General features: G+C 61.9%; 18 protein-coding genes and 1 pseudogene. 9 read left to right on the top strand and 10 right to left on the bottom strand.

From position 1 onward, the window contains the following. Positions 1-4 precede the first annotated feature (4 nt). Positions 5-1,051, bottom strand: coding sequence for a class 1 fructose-bisphosphatase (locus tag NKI08_RS32035; protein ID WP_352775141.1), 1,047 nt, complete (start codon positions 1,049-1,051; stop codon positions 5-7). A gap of 123 nt (positions 1,052-1,174) precedes the next feature. Between NKI08_RS32035 and NKI08_RS32030 the strand changes: the two genes are divergently transcribed. Beyond that, entirely contained in the window at positions 1,175-2,134 is a 960-nt protein-coding gene (locus NKI08_RS32030) for a LysR family transcriptional regulator (RefSeq protein WP_352775138.1), read from the top strand. Between the two features lie 437 nt (positions 2,135-2,571). On the opposite strand, the gene NKI08_RS32025 is transcribed toward NKI08_RS32030, so the two are convergent. The 4 genes from NKI08_RS32025 to NKI08_RS32010 form a co-directional block, all read right to left on the bottom strand. Then, positions 2,572-3,186: a TetR/AcrR family transcriptional regulator gene (locus NKI08_RS32025; protein WP_352775135.1), complete on the bottom strand. Its 615-nt coding sequence runs from the start codon at positions 3,184-3,186 to the stop codon at positions 2,572-2,574. Positions 3,187-3,332: 146 nt separating this feature from the next. Further along, positions 3,333-6,443, bottom strand: coding sequence for an efflux RND transporter permease subunit (locus tag NKI08_RS32020; RefSeq protein ID WP_352775132.1), 3,111 nt, complete (start codon positions 6,441-6,443; stop codon positions 3,333-3,335). Positions 6,444-6,445: 2 nt separating this feature from the next. After that, a complete protein-coding gene (locus tag NKI08_RS32015) occupies positions 6,446-7,552 on the bottom strand; it encodes an efflux RND transporter periplasmic adaptor subunit (RefSeq protein WP_352775130.1) in 1,107 nt (368 codons plus the stop codon). A 92-nt stretch (positions 7,553-7,644) separates the two neighbouring features. Beyond that, positions 7,645-8,007, bottom strand: coding sequence for a hypothetical protein (locus tag NKI08_RS32010; RefSeq protein ID WP_352775127.1), 363 nt, complete (start codon positions 8,005-8,007; stop codon positions 7,645-7,647). An 81-nt stretch (positions 8,008-8,088) separates the two neighbouring features. Here NKI08_RS32010 and NKI08_RS32005 point away from each other — a divergent pair. The 5 genes and pseudogenes from NKI08_RS32005 to NKI08_RS31985 form a co-directional block, all read left to right on the top strand. Continuing rightward, positions 8,089-8,302, top strand: a pseudogene (locus NKI08_RS32005) (TetR/AcrR family transcriptional regulator); the annotation flags it as partial. Positions 8,303-8,621: 319 nt separating this feature from the next. Further along, complete coding sequence (locus tag NKI08_RS32000; protein ID WP_352503293.1) at positions 8,622-9,200, top strand: TetR/AcrR family transcriptional regulator; 579 nt, start codon at positions 8,622-8,624, stop codon at positions 9,198-9,200. Between the two features lie 47 nt (positions 9,201-9,247). Then, on the top strand, positions 9,248-10,552 hold the full coding sequence (gene fabF, locus NKI08_RS31995) for a beta-ketoacyl-ACP synthase II (protein WP_352771197.1): 1,305 nt from the start codon (positions 9,248-9,250) through the stop codon (positions 10,550-10,552). A gap of 66 nt (positions 10,553-10,618) precedes the next feature. Continuing rightward, positions 10,619-11,434: an oxidoreductase gene (locus tag NKI08_RS31990; protein ID WP_352775124.1), complete on the top strand. Its 816-nt coding sequence runs from the start codon at positions 10,619-10,621 to the stop codon at positions 11,432-11,434. Positions 11,435-11,703: 269 nt separating this feature from the next. Next, positions 11,704-11,904: a hypothetical protein gene (locus tag NKI08_RS31985; protein ID WP_352474601.1), complete on the top strand. Its 201-nt coding sequence runs from the start codon at positions 11,704-11,706 to the stop codon at positions 11,902-11,904. Between the two features lie 27 nt (positions 11,905-11,931). On the opposite strand, the gene NKI08_RS31980 is transcribed toward NKI08_RS31985, so the two are convergent. From NKI08_RS31980 to NKI08_RS31960, 5 genes are all read right to left on the bottom strand, one after another. Then, on the bottom strand, positions 11,932-12,561 hold the full coding sequence (locus NKI08_RS31980; protein ID WP_352775120.1) for a hypothetical protein: 630 nt from the start codon (positions 12,559-12,561) through the stop codon (positions 11,932-11,934). After that, positions 12,561-13,421: a lanthanide ABC transporter permease protein PedC gene (locus NKI08_RS31975; protein WP_352503305.1), complete on the bottom strand. Its 861-nt coding sequence runs from the start codon at positions 13,419-13,421 to the stop codon at positions 12,561-12,563. The genes NKI08_RS31980 and NKI08_RS31975 overlap by 1 nt, the downstream gene beginning before the upstream one ends. 11 nt (positions 13,422-13,432) lie before the next feature. Further along, positions 13,433-14,221 carry a lanthanide ABC transporter ATP-binding protein PedB/LutE gene (locus NKI08_RS31970; protein ID WP_352775117.1) on the bottom strand — a complete coding sequence of 263 codons (789 nt, stop codon included), beginning with the start codon at positions 14,219-14,221 and terminating at the stop codon, positions 13,433-13,435. 98 nt (positions 14,222-14,319) lie between these two features. Next, positions 14,320-15,285 carry a YVTN family beta-propeller repeat protein gene (locus tag NKI08_RS31965; RefSeq protein ID WP_352775114.1) on the bottom strand — a complete coding sequence of 322 codons (966 nt, stop codon included), beginning with the start codon at positions 15,283-15,285 and terminating at the stop codon, positions 14,320-14,322. A gap of 21 nt (positions 15,286-15,306) precedes the next feature. Then, complete coding sequence (locus tag NKI08_RS31960) at positions 15,307-16,482, bottom strand: ABC transporter substrate-binding protein (RefSeq protein WP_502898864.1); 1,176 nt, start codon at positions 16,480-16,482, stop codon at positions 15,307-15,309. 317 nt (positions 16,483-16,799) lie between these two features. On the opposite strand from NKI08_RS31960, the gene NKI08_RS31955 reads away from it, so the two are divergent. From NKI08_RS31955 to NKI08_RS31945, 3 genes are all read left to right on the top strand, one after another. Further along, entirely contained in the window at positions 16,800-17,927 is a 1,128-nt protein-coding gene (locus NKI08_RS31955; RefSeq protein WP_352541895.1) for an S-(hydroxymethyl)glutathione dehydrogenase/class III alcohol dehydrogenase, read from the top strand. 71 nt (positions 17,928-17,998) lie between these two features. After that, complete coding sequence (gfa, locus tag NKI08_RS31950) at positions 17,999-18,568, top strand: S-(hydroxymethyl)glutathione synthase (protein WP_352451333.1); 570 nt, start codon at positions 17,999-18,001, stop codon at positions 18,566-18,568. 730 nt (positions 18,569-19,298) lie between these two features. Beyond that, complete coding sequence (locus NKI08_RS31945; protein WP_023679211.1) at positions 19,299-19,982, top strand: response regulator; 684 nt, start codon at positions 19,299-19,301, stop codon at positions 19,980-19,982. Positions 19,983-20,508: the final 526 nt, after the last annotated feature.

The raw sequence follows: 20,508 nt of genomic DNA, 5'->3' as shown, positions 1-20,508 counted from the left end.
GTCTTCAGGCCCTGAAAAGGCCGCGGCGGCTGAACAGCGGCGCGCGCTCGCCGATGGCGCTCGGCTCGGTGTGGTAGCGGGTGATGCGCGCGACTTCCCGCGCCGATCCGAAAACCATGGGCACGCGCTGGTGCAGGCTCTCGGGTTCGATTTCGAGGATGCGGGTCATCGTGTCGGTGGCCGCACCGCCCGCCTGTTCGACGAGATAGGCGATCGGGTTTGCCTCATAGACGAGGCGAAGTCGCCCCTGCCTGTAGCCCTTGCGCTTGTCGCCTGGATACAGGAATACGCCGCCGCGCATCAATATGCGGTAGCAGTCCGCAACCAGAGAGGCGATCCAGCGCATGTTGAAGTCCTTCTCACGTGGGCCTTCGGTGCCTTCAAGGCAGTCATCGATGTAGAGCCGCACCGCCTCGTCCCAGTGCCGGTAGTTGGCGGCGTTGATGGCGAACTCCTGGGTTCGCTGTGGGATGATCCGGCTCTCGTAGGCCTGGACGAAGGTGCCGAGCCTGGTCGAGAGAACGAAGACATGGGTGCCGCTGCCGAGCGACAGAACCAGCGCCAGCTGCGGCCCGTAGATGAAGAAACCGGCGCCCAGCTGGTTCACGCCTGCCTGCAAAAACGAGGCGGCCGGATTCCCATCCGGCGCACCAATTGCAGGGAGAAGCGAGAAGACCGTTCCGATCGACACGTTGGTGTCGATGTTGGAAGAGCCGTCGAGCGGGTCGATGGCGATGGCAAGAGGCGCTTGCCTGTCGAGCAGCACCGGCTGCTCCAGTTCCTCGGAAGCGTAGAGCGCGACCGGAGCGTGGCGCATGGCGTCGAGGAAGATGTCATCGGCGAAGACATCGAGATCCTTCTGGATGTCGCCGTCAGCATTGGCGCCGCGGGTTCCCGCAAAGGCGGTGCCGAGCACCCCTTGATTGATGGTGTTGCGGATTGTGGTGGCCGCCTGCGTCAGCTGACGGATGGTCGCTACGACCGCGGAGCGCAGTTCGTCCGGCTCGCCAAGATAGGAGTTCAGAAAAGCGTCGAGTGTTGCCGCTGGCATCGTAACCTCCCCATCCAGCCGCCTCTCCTCGGGTCGGCCGGATTGGGAAAGGAGAACAAACGACGCTGGATAAGTAAAATTCAATAACTTTACTCAGGCAGTAAAAAAATTTTAGTATGCCGTATGAGAAACCTCACGCTCAAGCAGTTCAAGACCGTTCAGGCAATCATCAGCCACGGAAAAATCGTCAGCGCGGCCAAGGTGTTAGGGCTGTCTCCTCCAGCGGTGACGATCCAGTTGCGGCAAGTGGAGGAGGAGTTCCAACTGGCCCTGTTCGACCGGACGTCGGACGGCATGCGTCCCACTGCCGCAGGTCTGGCCTTCGTCGAGACGGCACAGGCCATCGAGGAGCGGCTTCGTCTGCTCGAAGACAAGATGGATGCGATCAAGGGCGTGCGCGCCGGCAGCTTGCGGCTCGGCGTCGTTTCCACGGCCAAATATTTCGCGCCGCGGCTGATGGCCGCCTTCATGAAGGAACATCCCGATATCGACATGCGCCTTGCCATCGGCAACCGCGCCGAGACGATCGACAATCTGAAGAACCACGACATCGATATCGCGCTGATGGGACGCCCGGCCAAGGAAGTCCCGGTGCGTGCTTCGGTCTTCGGCGATCACCCGCTGGTCATCATCGCACCGCCCGACCACCCGCTGGCGTCGGCACGCGACATTTCCAAGGAGCGGATCGCCGAGGAGCATTTCCTCATTCGCGAGCCCGGCTCCGGCACGCGCATCTCACTGGAAATATTCCTGAGCGACGTGCCCGGCCGCATCGACGATCTCGGCGTCGAGATGGACTCGAACGAGACCATCAAGCAGGCGGTGATGGCCGGGCTCGGCATCGCCTTCATCTCTGCCCACACCATCGCTGCCGAAACCGAAGCCGGCCGGCTGGTTATCCTCGACGTTGTCGGCATGCCGATCCGCCGGCAATGGTTTTCGGTGATGCGCAGCGATCACGCGATCTCGCCGGCGATGGCGACCTTCCACGGTTTTCTGATGCGCAAGGGCGCGATGTACCTGCCCCTGTTCGGCAAGCTCTATCCGCACGAGGAACCGAACAGTAGAGGTCGCGCGAGTTAGCCTAGTTCAACAAGTTTCGGTCGTAGTAGGGACGTGGCGTGCAAATACAGGAGAACGGCGGTGGCGCTGAGCGGCAGCTTCGACTCGACTAACCCTAAGGCTCGAATCATTTAGGATGGAAGTCCGAATGGAGCGATGCAACCGCTTGTCCGTATGGCTTAGCTGCGCCATGAGCGGTCGCTAAAGCGATCAAGGCCGAGCGACCGGAGTCGACCCCTAAGCCGACCGTCGGAAGGCGGGCTGCAAGGTCCGCATCCGGCTGGTCAGCGGGTACCGCCCGAAATGGCTGCCTTTGGAGAGCTGTCTCGGACGAGGGACGGCTTTGCACCTCTTCCGGCACATGGTCCGGCAACCGTTGCTGTTCGTGTGTCAAGTTCCTCCGTCGAGTCCTCGTGGATGTCACCAGCGGCGGCTTGATCCTGCATACGGCAGGCTGGTCAATCCGACTTGCCGAGAGCTTTCAGGATGAATCGGATCTGCTCGCGCAGGCCCGCTTCGGTGTCTTCGCCGTATTGGACGCAGTGCTCGATCAGGATCGGATGGAGGAACGGCGTGAACGCGGTGTGGACGGCACGCGCCGCCGTAGCGGAATCGTCGACATTGAATTCGCCCGATTCGATGCCCTCGCGGATAATGACCCCTAAGGTAGTTACCACGTGCTCGATATGCGCCTTGATGGTCGCCCAGTTCTCCTGCATGGCGGCGACAATCAGGTCGTGCATGCGCCTTTCCTTGACCAGCGTCATCTTCTTGTGATGGTGAACGGCGGTCAGTAGCTGACCCAATTTCTCCCCGGCCGACGCGTTCGTGCGCGCGATTGCGAGGGCGACGTCAGCTACCTCGTTCAAAGCTTTCCCGCAGATGGATTCTTTGATTGCGTCCCTTGAGGGGAAGAAGCGGTAGATGTTTGCCGTGCTCATGCTGAGTTCGGAGGCGATGTCGGCCACCGACGTTTTGTTGTAGCCGATGCGGCGAAAGTGCCCCTCCGCCACCTCCAGGATGCGCGCGCGCACCTCGTCGGGATCAGTTCGCATTCGGAGCGGACGATTCATGGATGTCTCCAGGACTGATGAAACGGATCTGCCGGGCTCGCCCTGGGCGATCATTCGTAAGCGGCAAGATCGTCCGGCTGGCCCTGCATATGTTCAGGCAAAACCGGCGGGCGAGAACTTGAACCGTCTTTTCCGACAACAGTGCCCTATTCGGCAGCCATCGCTGTTTGCAATTCCGGTTCCTCGGTCGAAGCCTCATGGGCCACATCTGCGGTCGGCTTGATCCGGAACCACGCGGCATAGAGAGCGGGAAGGAAGAGCAGGATCAGCACCGTGCCGGCCGCCGTGCCGCCGATCAGCGTATAGGCCATCGATCCCCAGAACACGGAGTGCGTAAGGGGGATGAAAGCCAGCACGGCGGCAAGCGCCGTCAGGATCACCGGCCTCGTGCGTTGCACGGTGGCCTCAATGACGGCGTGATAGTCGTCAAGGCCGGCAGCACGGTTCTCCTTGATTTGTTCGGTCAGGATCAGGGTGTTGCGCATCAGGATGCCGGCCAGCCCTATCAGGCCCAGAATGGCGTTGAACCCGAAGGGCTGGTTGAAGGTGAGCAACATCGGCACGACGCCGACGAGCCCAAGCGGTGCGGTCAGCACGACCATGGCCATCGTCGAGAAGGATCGTACCTGCAGCATGATGACGATCAGCATGGCGGCGATCATGGCCGGGAAGATCTTGCCCAAAGCAGTGTTGGCCTTCTCAGCCTCCTCGATCGATCCCCCCATTTCAATGTTATAGCCGGCCGGAAGGGACGCGATCAGCGGCTGAAGGGCTTTCATGATCTGCTTTGAGACCTCCGGAGGCTGAGTCGCTTCGTTGATATCCGACCGGATCGTGACGACGGGCGTCCGGTCGCGGCGCTTCAGGATCGGCTCTTCAAGACGGATCTCCGAATGACCGATCTGGTCGAGCGGAATCTGGCGGCCGTCCCGGCTCATTAGCGAGAAATCCGCCAGACGCGCCGGATCCAGCCGCTCAGCCCCAGCGCTGCGCGCCACGATGGGGACATTGCGAATGTCCTCGCGGACCTGCGTGACAGGGATGCCGGTGAGGAGGAACTGGAGCTGCTGGCCTACTTCCGCCGGCGAGAGGCCGATGAGGTTCAGTCGATCCTGGTCAGGGATGAAGCGCAGTACGGGCGTGCGGTTGCCCCAGTCGCGGTTGGCCTGCCGCACGTCCGGGACGCCCCGCATGATATCGAGGGCCTTCTCGGAAATGCTATAGAGTTGCGCGGGATCAGGCCCCGTGACCCGGAACTCGACAGGGAACGGCGTATAGGGTCCGAACACAAGCTGCGTGACGCGGACATCGGCTTCCGGCGCGAGCCCCTGCGATACCGCCTCCCGGAGCCGGTGCTTCAGCGCCTCGCGCGCCTCCGCGTCCGGTGTCAGCACGACGATCTTGGCAAAAGCAGGATCAGGCAGTTCCGGCGCCATGGCGAAGAAGAAGCGCGGAGCGCCCTGACCGACGTAGCTCGTCACGATCTTGGCTTCGGACTGGCCGTCCAGCCAGTGCTCCAGCTTCTCCACTGTGGCGGTCGTCGTCTCGATGCTGGTGCCTTCCGGCAGACGAACCTCGACCAGCACTTCGGGGCGATCGGATGTCGGGAAGAACTGCTGTTTCAGGCTGCCCATGCCGACAACCGAAAGTGCGAAGACGATGCCGACGACACCGCAGGTTACGAACTTGTGGCGCACGGCAAAGATGATGAGCCGGCGAAGGCGCCGATAGTTCGGTGTGTCGTATATGGCGTGAACGCCGCCTTCGACCGGTTTGATCGCGGGCAGCATCTTGACGCCAAGGTAGGGCGTGAAAACCACGGCGACGATCCAGGAGACGATGAGAGCGAACCCTACGACCCAGAAGATATTGCCGGCGTACTCGCCGGCCGTCGAGCGTGCGAAGCCCACGGGCAGGAACCCAGCGATCGTCACGAGCGTTCCCGACAGCATCGGCGCCGCGGTATGGCTCCAGGCATAGGCCGCCGCCTTGATGCGATCCATGCCCTCTTCCATCTTCACCACCATCACCTCGATGGCGATGATGGCGTCGTCCACGAGAAGACCGAGCGCCAGGATGAGGGCGCCGAGCGTGATGCGATCGAAGAACCGGCCGGTCTCCAGCATGATGAGGAACACGGCGGCAAGCGTCAGCGGGACGGCGGCCGCCACGACGATGCCGACGCGCCAGCCCATGCTGAGCAGGCTGATCAGCAGCACGACACCGAGCGCCATCGCGAACTTCAACATGAACTCGTCGACCGCCGAGGTGATGTTGACGGCCTGGTCGGACACCTTGTCGAGCGTTATCCCAAGCGGCAATGTTAGTGCGATGGCCGCCGTCCGGTCCTCCAGCGCCTTGCCGAGCGCGCGACCGTCCCAACCCTCCTGCATAACGGCCGCGAGCATGATGGTGGGCTCGCCCTGGCGTCGGATGAGATAGGTGGGAGGGTCCTCGTAGCCGCGGCGGACCTCGGCAACGTCGGAAAGCTTCAGCGTCCGCCCCCCGGCAACGATCGGCGTGTCGGCGATAGCCTGGACACTGTCATAAGCGCCGTTGAGCCTGATGAAGACCTGCGGCCCCTGAGTATCGATCGAGCCCGCCGGTGTGACGGTGTTCTGCCGCTGCAATGCGACGATGATATCCCGTGCCGACACGCCCAGCGTTGCCAGCTTGGCATAGGAGAACTCGACGAATATCTGTTCGGGGCGCTCACCGAGGATGTTGATCTTCTTGACGCCGGGCACGTGCAGGAGGTCCTGTCGAATTGCCTCGGCCTGCCTGGCCAGCTCACGCATCGGCATGCCTCTGGCCTTCAGCGCATAAAGGGCGAAGCTCACATCCGAATATTCGTCGTTGACGAAGGGGCCGTAGACGCCGGGCGGCAGGTTGCGGGCTTCATCCCCCAGCTTCTTGCGGGCCTGGTAAAACTCTTCCTGCACGACGGATGGCGGCGTGCTGTCCTTCAGCGTGACCGTCATATAGGCGTAGCCCGGCCGCGTGGTGGTCTCGACCCGATCGTACCAGGTGAGCTCCTGAAGCCGCTTCTCCAACGGCTCGGCGACAAGGTCCTGCATCTCGCGGGCCGTCGCGCCCGGCCATGCCGTCGTGACCGTCAGGGTCTTAATGGTGAAGTCGGGATCCTCCGCCCGCCCGAGCATAAGGAACGCGTAGGCGCCAGCCGCCACGAGCAGGAGGATGAAGAACAGGGTGACGGCCCGTTCGCGAACGGCGATCGCTGAAAAATTGAGGTTCATCGTCAGTTGCTCCCGCTTTCGGAAGCAGACCTGACGCGAGCGCCCTCCTGCAGAAGATGAGCGCCGAGCGAAACGACCGGATCTCCCATGTTCAGCCCGGAGACCACGGCGCTTTCGCTTGTCACACGAACAAGGCCGACAGGTCGGAAGTGTACGGTCGAGGTGGCGCGATCCAGGGCCCAAACGCCTGTCTTGCCGCCATCATCGAGCACAGCTCCGAGCGGCACCTGGACTTCCGGCTGGCTCGCCTGGCTTGTGATCCGGATAGTCACGGTCGCGCCAAGCGGTGCTGCCGCGGCCTCCCCGTCGAGCACATAGCGGGCCTCATAGGTACGGGTCTGGGGATCGGCGGCATCCGACAACTGCCGCAGATGCGCCGTATGGCGCCCATCGGCTGCATAAACGGCGGCCTCGGCCACAGAGCCGATCGCCGGCCGGATCGTTTCGGGAAGCGCGACCACCGCTTCACGAGGGCCGGCCTGGGCGATCCGAACCACTGTCTGACCGGCGGAGACGACCTGTCCGGGCTCGCCGATGGTTTCGACCACAGTTCCATCCGCGTCCGCCACCAGGACGGAATAGGCCGCTTCGTTTTCCGCGACTTTCGCTTCCGCTTCGGCGGCGGCGAGTTGTGCGGTCGCGGTGTCCAACGCGGCCTTCGCCTGCTCGTAGCGCTGCGGAGTTGCTGCCAATTCCTTCTTGACCAGAACGGCATAGCGCTTTTCGTCCGCGCTCGCCTGAACCAGCACAGCGCGTGCCGCGGCGACCGCATTGCGCTTGGCGGTGAGCGCGAGAGCCAGATCGGTGTCGTCGATCCGCAGAAGCGGTTGGCCCGCCTTGACCCGTTCACCGACGTTCACCAGGCGCTCGATGATCTTGCCGGGTACGCGAAAACCAAGATTGCTCTGCACCCGCGCGGCAATCGTGCCCGTGAAACCGCGTTCGGATCCAGCCACCGGCGCCGCCGTCACCAATCTGACGATCGGCGCTTCCAGCCTCGGATCCGCCACTGCGGTTGCCTGCGTGCGAATGGGCAGCGTGACGAATGCGGCCACCCCTAACCCCGCGGCCAGGACGCTGCCCAGCCCAATGACAAGTCGCTTTTTCATGCCCATCGCCTCATGCCGAAACAGATTGCGTTCATTCTCTATGCTGTGTCCTGCGTCGACCGGCAGCGGCCGGCTGCGACCTGCGCGGCGAGTCAGTCCGGTAGCGCGTCGGCGCGCGGATGCTTGTCGGTCCCAGTCGCGACTGTCACCTCCTCGCCGGACCTCGAGAACGCGTAGAGAGAGCCCCGGTAGCCCGGCATGGAGAAGGCAACGGAGTCGCGGTCGGCGAGGCCCATGACGACGCGCAGCGGATCGCCTCCGCCCTTGGGCGCGAAGGTGGCGGTGACCTCCAGGAGGTCGCCGTCGATTGGGACGTAATAGAGCACCATGTCGAGGCGTCCGTTGTGCAGGCTGCCGGCTTCGATTGGGCGTCCGACGGTAGCTTCCTCGGCAAACGCTGGGGTCGCCAGAAACACCGCGGTCAGGAGCGAAGCGCTCAGGATCTTGCGGATCATTTCGTGTCTCCTTTTTTAGATTGTATTCGCCATCTATATAGCAGATAGATTACGAATGCAATCTAAAAAAGGAGATCGACGATGCGTGTGAGTCGCATACAGGCCGCGGAAAACCGCGAAACCGCAATCAACGTGGCAAGCCGCCTTTTGCGGGAGCGTGGCTTTGACGACATCGGCCTCAAGGATCTGATGAAGGGTGCCGGGCTGACCCAAGGCGCCTTTTACAAGCATCGCATCAAAGGAGGACTTGGCGGCACAGGCGTCCAAGCGGGCGATGGAGAGTGCCAACCACCGATGATCGGCCGCGACCGCGGCAAAATCCGATGATCCGCTTGGCGCGGTGATCGCGTTCTACCGGGTAGATTCTGACATCTTGATCCGGTGAAACCTTAGTGGTTTTCTGTCCGCTGGTCGGATCCGTGGCGCTGTCGGGAAGACCACTGAGCAGGACGCCCGCCAGCACAACGCGGGTCTCGTTTTCATGCCAATCTCAGTGCGGCCAAGAGCGGAGCGGTCGGGGTTCTGCGGATCATCTCTCATCTTCTCTTGATAGATTGCGTTCGCCCTCTATATAAGGTATAGATTAAGAACACACGCTAAAAGGGAGATTACCGATGCGCGTAAGTCGCATTCAGGCTGCGGAAAACCGTGAAACCGTTATCAATGTGGCAAGCCGCCTTTTTCGGGAGCGCGGTTTTGACGGCATCGGCCTTAAGGATCTGATGAAGGGTGCCGGGCTGACCCAAGGCGCTTTTTACAAGCAGTTCGCGTCAAAGGAGGACCTGGCGGCGCAGGCGTCCAAACGGGCGATGGAGAGCGCCACCCACCGATGGTCGGCCGCGACTACGGCAAAACCCGAGGATCCGCTTGGCGCGGTGATCGCGTTCTACCTCAGCATGGACCATCGCGAAGAAAGGATGGACGGCTGCCCGATCGTGGCGCTCGGTTCGGATGCCGCCAGACAGGGCGTGGAGGTGAGAGCGTCGTTCGAAGCCGGGATCAGGGAATATCTTGAGATGTTTGGTAGTTGGGTTGGCGAGGCCGACGGCGAGCGGCCCGGCGACAAGGCCATGGCCATTCTCTCGACAATGGTCGGTGCGGTGCTCCTTTCGCGCGTCGTCAACGACCCCGACCTCGCGCAGGCATTTCTGGATGCGGCGACAGAACAGGTTCGCGAAGCAGCCGGCGCTTGAACGGCGTGTGCAGCGCTGGCGGCGCACCCAAATTGATAGGAAAATAGATGCGACGGATTGTTGTCACAGGCATGGGAGCGGTCACGCCCCTTGCTGCCGATGTCGAAGCGTCCTGGTCGCGTCTCCTGGCCGGCCGCTCAGGCATCCGGAGGCTTGCGGATGATGTGGTATGCGACCTGCCGGCGAAGGTCGGCGGGGTGGTGCCCTCCACAGAAGAAGATCCGGACGCTGGTTTCGATCCGGAAGCCATCCTTCCGCCGAAGGATCAGCGCAAGGTAGACCGGTTCATTCTCTTTGCGCTGGCCGCGGCACGAGAAGCGCTCGCCCAAGCAAGATGGGCCCCCGTCTCGGAAGCGGATCGCTTGCGCACCGCCACGATCATCGCCTCGGGCGTCGGCGGGTTCCCGGCCATAACCGAGGCGGTGCGCACGGTCGACCGCCGCGGCGTCCGCCGTCTATCACCTTTTACGGTGCCGTCCTTCCTGGTGAACCTCGCGGCAGGCCACGTCTCGATCCGCTATGGCTTCAAAGGTCCGCTCGGTGCACCCGTGACGGCGTGCGCGGCCGGCATTCAGGCGATCGGCGATGCGGCTCGCCTAATCCGCGCCGACGAGGCCGATATTGCCGTGTGCGGCGGGACTGAAGCATGCATGAATCTTGTCAGCCTCGGTGGGTTTGCCGCGGCACGCTCTCTTTCGACGTCCTTTAATCACCGTCCTGATGAGGCCTCCCGACCGTTCGACAAGTCGCGGGACGGCTTCGTCATGGGCGAAGGAGCCGGCATGCTGGTCATCGAGGAATTGAGCCACGCGCTGGCGCGCGGCGCAAGACCGCTGGCCGAGCTTGTCGGCTACGGCACGACGGCGGATGCTCATCACGTCACCTCCGGTCCCGAGGACGGCGACGGTGCGCGCCGGGCCATGGAGATCGCAATCGCCCAAGCAGGGATTTCGCCCCGCGAGGTTCGTCATCTCAATGCCCATGCGACCTCCACGCCGGTGGGCGACCTGGGTGAGATCGAAGCGATCAAGAGCGTGTTCGGGCGCGATTTCGCGATAGCTGTCAGTGCAACGAAATCGGCGACCGGACACCTGCTCGGAGCCGCCGGCGGGCTCGGAGCAATCTTCGCAATCCTGGCGCTCAGGGATCAGATGGCACCGCCGACCCTCAATCTGAGCGCTCCCGATCCGGCCGGCGACGGGATCGACTTCGTCGCAAACCGGGCCCGGCCGATGGCGATGGGCTATGCAATCGCCAATGGCTTCGGCTTCGGAGGCGTTAATGCCAGCGCGCTGTTCCGGCGCTGGACGGATGATCTGGCCGGCGCGAGTACCGGAGGCGCTCATGATTGACGCCTTTCGCTCCGACCTGTCGTGCTTCTCCCACGCCAATCCAAAACGAAGAAAAAAGTGACCTCCATGAACAAAACCAATCTAGGCGTCGCCCTGGTGACCGGGGCATCCAGCGGTATCGGGCACACAACGGCCAAAGCCTTGCAGAACGCGGGCTTTCGCGTGTTCGGAACCAGCCGTCGCGCGGTCGTCGACCGATCCGATGGCGTTACCATGCTGGCCTGTGACGTGACCGATGACACGTCCGTGGCGAAACTTGTCCAGGACGTGCTGGCCGAGACCGGGCGCATCGACCTGCTTGTCAATAATGCCGGCGTTGGCCTGCTTGGTGGCGCGGAGGAGTCCTCGATGGCCCAGGCCAAGTCGTTGTTTGACGTGAACGTCTTTGGCGTTATGCGGGTAACCAAAGCGGTGTTGCCGACAATGCGCCGCCAAGGCAAGGGCAGAATCGTCAATTTGAGCTCGGTGCAGGGGTTCATTCCAGCTCCCTATTTCGCGCTTTATTCGTCGACCAAGCATGCCGTTGAGGGCTACTCCGAATCGCTCGACCACGAACTGCGTCCTTTCGGAATTCGCGTCGTGCTGGTGGAGCCCGCCTATACCCGCACCTCATTTGAAGAAAATCTCGCCAGGCCGGATCAGTTGCTCGATATCTATGACTCTGCGCGCGCCGGCATGAATGCAGCTGTGCGGAAAGCGATGGAAAAAGGCGATGCGCCGGAAGTGGTGGCCAGGACCGTTTTGGTGGCTGCGACCGATCCCGCTCCGAAGGGGCGCTATGCGGCTGGAAAAATGGCGCGCCAGGTCAGTTTCCTGCGCCGTTTCGTCCCCGCATCCGCATTTGACAAGAGCCTGCGTAAGCAACTCGGGCTCCCGGTTTGATGACATCGACGAACACCCGTGAAGATCGGAATCATCGACGCTGGAAACGTCGGCACCACATTGGCGCGGCGCAACCTGACGCGATTGCTCTGGAGAACGCCCTGCGGTCGTTGGCGTTAGATTAGCGCCATGTTATGTTGCGGCGCGAAAGAGCGGGGGCCACGTCCTTTCACACCCGTAAGCGATCTGTATGTGCGACCCCTGCAGACTGGTCGGAATCACGGAAACCTCCCGGGCATGGGGTTCGGGATCGATGGGGACAAGGGGTAATGCTTTACACGCTCGTTATGATGGTCTGTCTGACGGCTGTGCCGCAGACCTGTGAACAACGCGAACAGATGGTGGACGGCCTGGCGATGAATCCCGGGACCGCCTTCATGCAGGCGCAATCGCTGGTCGCCCAGTGGATCGAGACGCATCCCGGTTATTTCGTTCAGCGCTGGCGCGTGCTGCCCGGCCGTGGATCGTGATATCCGCCGCGAGGATCGAATGAGGTTCTATTTCTTCGCGGCGAGCGTTTCCGAGACGGCCTTGGACAATTGATAAAGCCGCTGCTCGATTATCGTCGGCACTTCACAGACGTAGGTCAGTGATTGGACGCGTTCATTGAAAATTCGCGTTGCGAATTTCAGCTGTTCGGTTCGCCGATCGATCTCTTCGGGATCCGCATCGGGCTTTGTCCGCAATGCATCGACCTCGGACGCTTCCTTGCGCAACGCGGCGGCCATTTCGAGCTGCTTGTGGGCGTAGCGGGAAATGCCGGAGATCACCTGCGAGCGCTCGGCGTCCAGGTGGTCGAACATGCCTTGCACCATCATCGCCATTTTGGGTGCAAGTTGCTCGGCCGGCAAGGAGGCCGCGAAATCCCTGATCTTCTTTTGAGCTTCCGCAATCGGCATCCGGCGAGCTGCCACTTCCTCGATCAGGGCGGAGATGGTGGGGTCCTTCGACCAGTCCTTCGCGGCTGAAGGAAGGTCCGGTCCGCTCCAGATCTGGCCGAGCGAGAGTTGCGGCACCTTGCGCTGCATGCAGGGCCAGTCTGGATCGGGGTTGGCTGCCATGGCGTTGACGCCCGGCGCGAGCATGGCGACCAGAGCCAGACCGCGAACATGGATCATTCGCGCCATCAGGCATTTCCTCCCGTGTCCTGTTTGCGGGTCATCAGGCCGCGCGAAGGGTCGTAGGCGATGATGGCGGCGGCAAGGAACAGCAGCGTGCAGCCGGCAACGACGCCCAGCGACAGCCAGTCAACCTGGCCGTAGAAGGCGAAGCGGATCAGTTCGACGGCGTAAGTAAATGGATTGGCGAGGCAGATTTTGTAGAGCAGGGGGCTAGCCTCCTGGATACGCCACAAGGGATAGAGTGCCGGAGAAGCGAAATAGCCGGGAAAGATGACGAAGTTCATGATGCCAGCGAAGTTTTCGAGCTGCTTGATCATCGAAGACAGAAGCATGCCGAGCGCGCACAGCATCATGCCTGACAGGAACAGCGCCGGCAGCACGGTGAGATAGCCAAGAGGCGGCGCCTTCACGCCCCAGAACCAGGCAACGATCAGGAACGCGTAAACCTGCGCGATCGACACGGCGACACCGGCGAGCATCTTCGAGATCAGTAAAAACCAACGCGGGAAGGGGCTGACCAGCAGGGTGCGCATGTTGCCCATTTCGCGATCATAGACCATCGACAGCGAAGACTGCATGCCCGAAAACAGCAGAATCATGCCGCACAGGCCCGGCGTGATGTAGACCTCGTAGAGCACGTAGGTCTTGTAGGGCGGGATGATCGATACGCCGAGCACCTGCCGGAATCCGGCGGCAAAAATGAACAGCCAGACGAGCGGCCGAACCAGCGAGGATATAAAGCGCTCGCGCTGATGCAGGAAGCGCAGGCACTCCCGCACGACGATCCCTTTGAGGCAAACGAGGTAGTGGCGGAGCCCAAACTGTTCGAACTTCACCGGCGTGAGGGCGGCGACTTTTGCGGGCATTGCGGGAGCGCTCATGGCGACATCTCCGCGATGCCGCTTGTCTCGATGCGGTTGAGCCTGGAAAAGGCGTCGCGGATCGAACTGGCACCGCTCGTCGCAACGACATCGGCCACCTTACCCTTGGCAACCAGGTCGCCCTGCCGCAGCACGACGACATGGTCGCCGTCTTCGACCTCATCGATCAGATGCGTCGCCCACAGCACACCGATGCCCTCGGTTTCGACGAGTTTGCGGATGGTGGCCAGAATGCCCGCACGCGACTGGATGTCGAGACCGACCGTCGCCTCGTCGAGCAGCAGCAGGGAAGGGCGGTGGAGCAGCGCCCGCGCGATCTCGATGCGCCGCATTTGGCCGCCGGAAAGACTGCGTGCCTTGTCATGCTGACGGCCCTGCATGTTGACTGTATCGAGCAGCGCGGCAATGCGCTGCCGGGCTTGGTGTCCGCCAATGCCATGCAGCGAGGCGTGGTAGGAGAGGTTCTGGTGGACGCTGAGGTCGAGGTCGAGCGTGCGTGCCTGGAATACGATGCCCACACGCCTGAGCGCTTCGCCCGAAGCGCGGCTGACATCATGGCCGAAGATGCGGATCGATCCGCGGCGGGTGCCGTAAAGATGGCTGATCAGTGAGAACAAAGTTGTCTTGCCGGCCCCATTGAGGCCGAGCAGAACGGTGAAAGTTCCCGGCGCGATCGAGAATGAGACGTCCTGGAGCGCTCGCTTCGGACCATAGGAATGGCTGACGCCGGCAACATCGAGCGCTGCCACCTCCTCTCCAGCTCCGCTTGTCCTCACATGCTGCATGCCGCTGGCTCCTTCGGGGCGCGCTGGTCATCTAGTGCACTTGCAACATCCCCGCGGCAAATATTCATCACGTCGGCCTCCCTGATCATTGCTGCGGTCTAGTGGGGCGATATGGCCACGCCCCAAGGCTGCTGGCCCACCGTAACCGATTGAACCGGCTCGTCCGTCGCCGTGTCGATGAAGGTGATGTCGTTGGAATTGCCGTTGGTGGTGATCAGCGTCTTCTGATCGGGGGTGAAGTCGAGATGCCAGACGCGCTGGCCGACCAGGATGTATTTTTCCACCTCGTAGGTTTCGGTGTTGATGACGGCGACGTGGTTCGCTGGGCCGAGCGCGACATAGGCTTTCTTGCCCTCCGCGCTGATTGCGATGCCGACCGGCTGGATGGTTTCGGGCCGCAGTCCCGCAATCGCGAACTGGATCTTCTTCACCACCTCGCGTTTGAGACTGTCGATGACGCTGACGGTGCCGCCGATTTCGGCACTGACCCAGATCTGTGATCCGTCGGGCTTGAATTGCGCAAAGCGCGGACGCGTGTCGACCAGGACGTTGTCGGTCACCTCATGGCTGCCGGTGTCGATGAAATGCGCCATGCTGGTGGTTTCGGAGGTGTTGACCATGGTTTTGCCATCGGGACTGACGGCCATGCCCTCAGGCTCCACCCCGACGGGAATCTCGGTCATGACCTGCTTGCTCTCCACGTTGATCGCGGTGACGAGATTGTCGTCCTCGTTGGCGACGTAGAGCGTCTTGCCGTCGGGCGAAAGCACGAACAGTTCGGGATCGGGGCCTGATGGCAGCGTGCCAACGATCTGCAGCGTCGCGGTATCGATGATTTCGATCGTATCGTCATCGCTGGCGCACAAATAGATGAACTTGCCGTCATGCGAGATGGTGATACCGCGCGGCCTCTGGCCGACTTCGACGGTCTTCACCACTTGCATGGTCGCCGTGTCGACGACCGTTATCGTATTGTCTTTCTCGTTGGACACATACACGGTGTAAGCCCACGCCGGATTGGCCATGAAGCCGAGAATGGCGAGTGCGCAAGCTCGTCTCTGCACGAAAATTCCTCCCGATTGGTTCTACTTAAGGACGCATTTCGTTTCCGGCTGATCGACGCCGAGCGTATCGAGCTCGGAGATCTGGTGGAGATAACCCTCCTGTGGCGATGTCGAGACCACGGATTTGGTGTCGCCGAGCAGGATTGGCTGGCGAAGCTGATGGTTCCACTTGCGGAAGGTCAGCTTCTGTCCCTTGAAGGCGGCGACCGAGAAATCGTCCGAGCGGATGTAGTCGCTGATCTTCTTCGGATCGTCGCCATTGGTCCGCGTGCTGGCTTCGCCCACCGCCCGCACCGCCGTCCAGGCCGACATATCCTTGGACAGCATTCGCCGGCCGGTCGTCCTCAGGAAACGGCTTTGCATTTGAATGCCACCCCATTGCTCGCTCGCGGGATGCCAGGACGATGCGACAAGACCGGCCGTGCCAGCGACCAGCCGCGGTGTCCAGGTGCGGTAGGGCACATAGGTTCCGAACACCTCGCTCTCATCGGCGACAAGCACCACGTCATGCTCCGGCAGATCCTGCGTGAACACGGAAATCTGCTGCTGTATCTGCGTGGCGCCGGTGTCGGTGCGGCGCGCCGTGCCATTGTCTTTGAACTCCTTCTCGGCGACGATCTGACCGCCGAAGCGAGCTGCCGCGCGGCGCAACGCGGCCGCATAGAGATGATCCCGCTCATGCGAACCATAGAGCAGCACCCAATTCGGCCATTTCTTTACCACGAGATACTGCGCCAGCGCGTCAGCCAGCATGCTTCGTGTCGGCGCCACATGGAAGATGTTTATGCGGCAGTCTTCCTCGCGCAGGCTGTCGTCTGTGGCACCGACATTGAAGACCAGAACGCCCTTGTCGCGGGCGATGTCGGCGATCGACAGCAATTGCCTGGCCGAGAGGTCAGCGACAACATAGCGGTCACCTTTGGCAATCAGATCGTTGAACGCCTGAACCGCGTCGGCGTCCGGCTTGACCTCGGCTATGTCGAGGCTGAATTTCTGGCTGAGGAACTTTCCTGTCGTGTTGTTGTCGCCGATCGCCACATTGGCGCCGGCGACACCTTCGTCGCGTGGCGGCAGGTCCAGCAGGGAAAGCGCCAGTTGCGGCGCGTAGGCCCGCAAATAACCTATTCTGATTTCGGTTATCTTTCTTTCCGGCCTGTCGGCAGCGAGCGGTTGCTTGCCCGTCACTTCCTGGGCCATCACGCCTGTAAGGTTGGCGGTCTGGAAAAAAAAGCACAAAAAGGCCGCGAGAGTGCCTGGCACCGCGCTCGTCATCGATAAAACTGCCCATTCTTGCACTAAAGTCCGATTGTTCCCGGACCAGCGCGAATTCAAGGTGCCCACAATGAGCTTAGCGGACGCCACAAGATTTATCAAAGCCCCGCAAGTGGACTTACGTGTCTGCTTTAGTCCTATTCCTTTTCGCGGGGATACGGCGATGAATGAGCGTATTGCGGTCTCATCCGCAGCAATGGCGGAATGAGAAACTCTATGGGTCGTCATGGGAGGATTGCCTGATGAAAACGCGCGCCGCTGTCGCCGTTGCCGCCGGAAAGCCGCTGCAGATCATGGAGGTCGACCTCGAAGGTCCCCGCGATGGCGAGGTGCTGGTCGAGATCAAGGCAACCGGCATCTGCCACACCGACGAGTTCACGCTGTCGGGCGCCGACCCGGAAGGCCTGTTTCCGGCGATCCTCGGCCATGAGGGCGCCGGCATCGTCGTCGACGTCGGCAAGGGCGTCACCTCGGTCAGGAAGGGCGACCATGTCATCCCGCTCTATACGCCGGAATGCCGGCAGTGCCCGTCCTGCCTGTCGCGCAAGACCAATCTGTGCACCGCCATCCGCGCCACGCAGGGACAGGGCTTGATGCCCGACGGCACCTCGCGCTTCTCGATCGGCAAGGACAAGCTGTTCCACTACATGGGCTGCTCGACCTTCTCCAACTTCACCGTGCTGCCCGAGATCGCGGTGGCCAAGGTCAATGCCGACGCCCCGTTCGACAAGATCTGCTACATCGGCTGCGGCGTCACCACCGGCATCGGCGCTGTCATCAACACGGCCAAGGTCGAGCAAGGCGCGACGGCGGTCGTCTTCGGCCTCGGCGGCATCGGCCTCAACGTCATCCAGGGCCTGCGCCTTGCCGGCGCCGACATGATCATCGGCGTCGACCTGAACAACGACAAGAAGGAATGGGGCGAGAAATTCGGCATGACGCATTTCGTCAATCCGAAGGAGATCGACGGCGATGTCGTGGCTCATCTCGTCAACATGACCAAGCGCGGCGCCGACCAGATCGGCGGCGCCGACTACACGTTCGACTGCACCGGCAACACCAAAGTCATGCGGCAGGCGCTGGAAGCCTCGCACCGCGGCTGGGGCAAGTCGGTCATCATCGGCGTCGCCGGCGCCGGCCAGGAGATCTCGACGCGGCCGTTCCAGCTGGTCACCGGCCGCACCTGGATGGGCACCGCCTTCGGCGGCGCGCGCGGCCGCACCGACGTGCCGAAGATCGTCGACTGGTACATGGCCGGCAAGATCGAGATCGATCCGATGATCACCCACACGCTGAAGCTCGAGGACATCAACAAGGGCTTTGACCTGATGCATGAAGGCAAGTCGATCAGGAGCGTGGTGGTTTACTGACGAGGAGAAAGCCGCCGGCAAACCAGCCAGCGGCCGAAAAATGCAGATGTTCAACCAGGGAGGAGACAAAAATGCCGGAAAAACTGCATCCTAAAATCGACAATGGACTGCCACGGGAAAAGGCCGACTTTGCCGGCGGCACGCTGGTCTGCGCCTGCACCAGCAACCCGGTCAAGGTGAAGGTCAAGGGCCAGATCGCCCACAACCATGCCTGCGGCTGCACCAAATGCTGGAAGCCGGAAGGCGCGCTGTTCTCGGTCGTGGCGGTTGCCGGTACAAATGACGTGACGGTGACCGAAAACGGCGACAAGCTGAAGATCGTCGATCCGGGCGCGCTGATCCTGCGCCATGCCTGCACCGGCTGCGGCGTCCATATGCACGGCCCGGTCGAGCGCGACCACGCTTTCAAGGGACTGTCCTTCATCCATCCCGAACGCTTCCAGGAAGACGGCTGGTCACCGCCGGGCTTCACCGCCTTTGTCTCTTCGATCATCGAGTCCGGTGTCGATCCGAGCCGCATGGACGGCATAAGGTCACAGCTGAAGTCGATCGGGCTCGAACCTTATGATTGCCTCAATCCAGGACTGATGGACTATATCGCCACCTGGACGGCCAAGAGATCCGGCGCGTTGCCGGCCTAACGACTGATCAGACACTTTGGGGGCCGGACGAAATCGCCCGGTCCCAAGCGTTGGAACGAACGCAGGCGAGCGCGTAGACGGACACGCTTCGCAAGTCATTGCTGACGTGCTGTCAGCCTCGGGGGGCGCTGGGCTCAACGGGAATACGCTGAAATTGGTCCAACCGGATCGTATAGCTTCAAGATCAGCGACTGCGATCAGTTGGTTCTGGCTTGGCGCGGCCCAGATCGTGGACTAGCTTGGATATCGCGGGCAATGTCGCGCCCAAAGTGCGATGGCGGCAAGGTGGTGCTCCTTACCAGTACGATATCGAGCGCCTAGCGGGGCTCGAACGGCAGCACCATCAGCTTGCTGCGTTTTGTCCAGGAAACCAGCCCGTACACCAGCGCGACCCCAGACCAGCCGATACCATCGGTGCGGCCGCGGACAGGGCGGGCGTCGGGGAAGCGTCGTGTGGCGGCCGGCAACAGCGCGAAAGCCGGCGGTCACTGGCTGTCACGCGAAGCCGGAAGTCGGTCACGACCTGTCTCTGTTTCAATCGATCCGTCGCCGGCACATGCGGCCGATTTGGGCCACCGGGCAAGGCAATGCATTTCAGAGCGGCCGCATCTGCCGCGTGGCGCCGCGGAAATTATGGCACATTCTGCTTTAGCCGGCCAAGATGGCAATGTACTATTTGCCAATAAGCTGGCCATGGTTGCAGGACTATTCTAGGCCAGACCAAACCGAAATGAAGCTGATGACCGATCGCGCCAGGTTCCTGATCATTGACGACCATCCGCTGTTTCGCGAGGCGCTGCATAGTGCCGTGCAGATGGCCTATCCGGAAGTCGACACGGTCGAGGCACGCTCGATTGCCGAGGCGCTCGAGCTTCTGACGGATGCCAAGCCGTTCGACCTGGCGCTGCTCGATCTCAGTATGCCCGACGTGCATGGGTTTGACGGGCTGCTGCAGCTCAGGACGCGTTATCCGCGCCTGCCGGTGGTCATCGTCTCCGGCTATGAGGAACCGAAGATCATTTCCGAGGCGCTGTCCTACGGTGCGGCCGGCTTCATCCCGAAATCGGCGCGCAAGAGCGACCTTGCCGCCGCCATCCGCTCGGTGATGGAAGGCGCGATCTATGTTCCCGAGACTTATGAAGGCCGGCCGCGCGACGCCGACAGCACCGACCGCGCCGAGATGGTGCAGCGCCTGGCCACGCTGACGCCGCAGCAGCTCAAGGTGCTGCAGATGCTGCGCCAGGGCCTGCTCAACAAGCAGATCGCCTATGAGCTGCAGGTCGGCGAGACCACCGTCAAGGCGCATGTCTCCGAAATCCTGCGCAAGCTCAACGTCTACAGCCGCACCCAGGCAGTGATCGAGGTCTCAAAGCTCGACAACGCCGAGCTGTTTCGCGATCCGGCTGGGTTTTGAGAGGGCTCGCTAAAAAGCGCACTGTCACCGTAGTCGACCGCATTCGTGTCACCGCAATCGGACTAAGCGACGGCTCTCACGTTCCTGACACCAGCTAAGCAACCCGCGCCTCTCCCTTCGTCATCGGCTTCCCGCTCGGTGCGGTGAAAACGCTCGTGTCGCCGACCAACCGCAGCAGGAAATAAAAAGTGGGTATGCGGACCACTATCTGGCACCTCCGTGGGCAAGAGTTGGGTTCATCTCGGTCAGGGCACATTCCAGCGGATGAGCGTTTCCGAATTGGGTACTGCCAGTGCAGGTCGCGAAGACCTCTCTAATCTTTAATAGTCAATACCAGCTGTTAGCTCGTGGGCGCCGCGGCATTGCTTGCGGCGCCCAAGTCACGAGCTGCTTTCTCGATTGCGCCACAGCCCTCATTGCGAACTAGAGCCTTTCACGTTTTGATGGAAGCGTAGCCGGCGTTTGCGAAGTAGTTGTTGCATTCGGTTGCCTCGATCGTTTCAACGAGGTGACCGATGTGGCGCCA

This window comes from Mesorhizobium sp. M0768 (assembly GCF_040320195.1).
Taxonomy (GTDB): Bacteria; Pseudomonadota; Alphaproteobacteria; order Rhizobiales; family Rhizobiaceae; genus Mesorhizobium.
The sequence above is the reverse complement of the archived record's forward strand: the minus strand, read 5'-3'. Positions and strand labels throughout refer to the sequence as shown.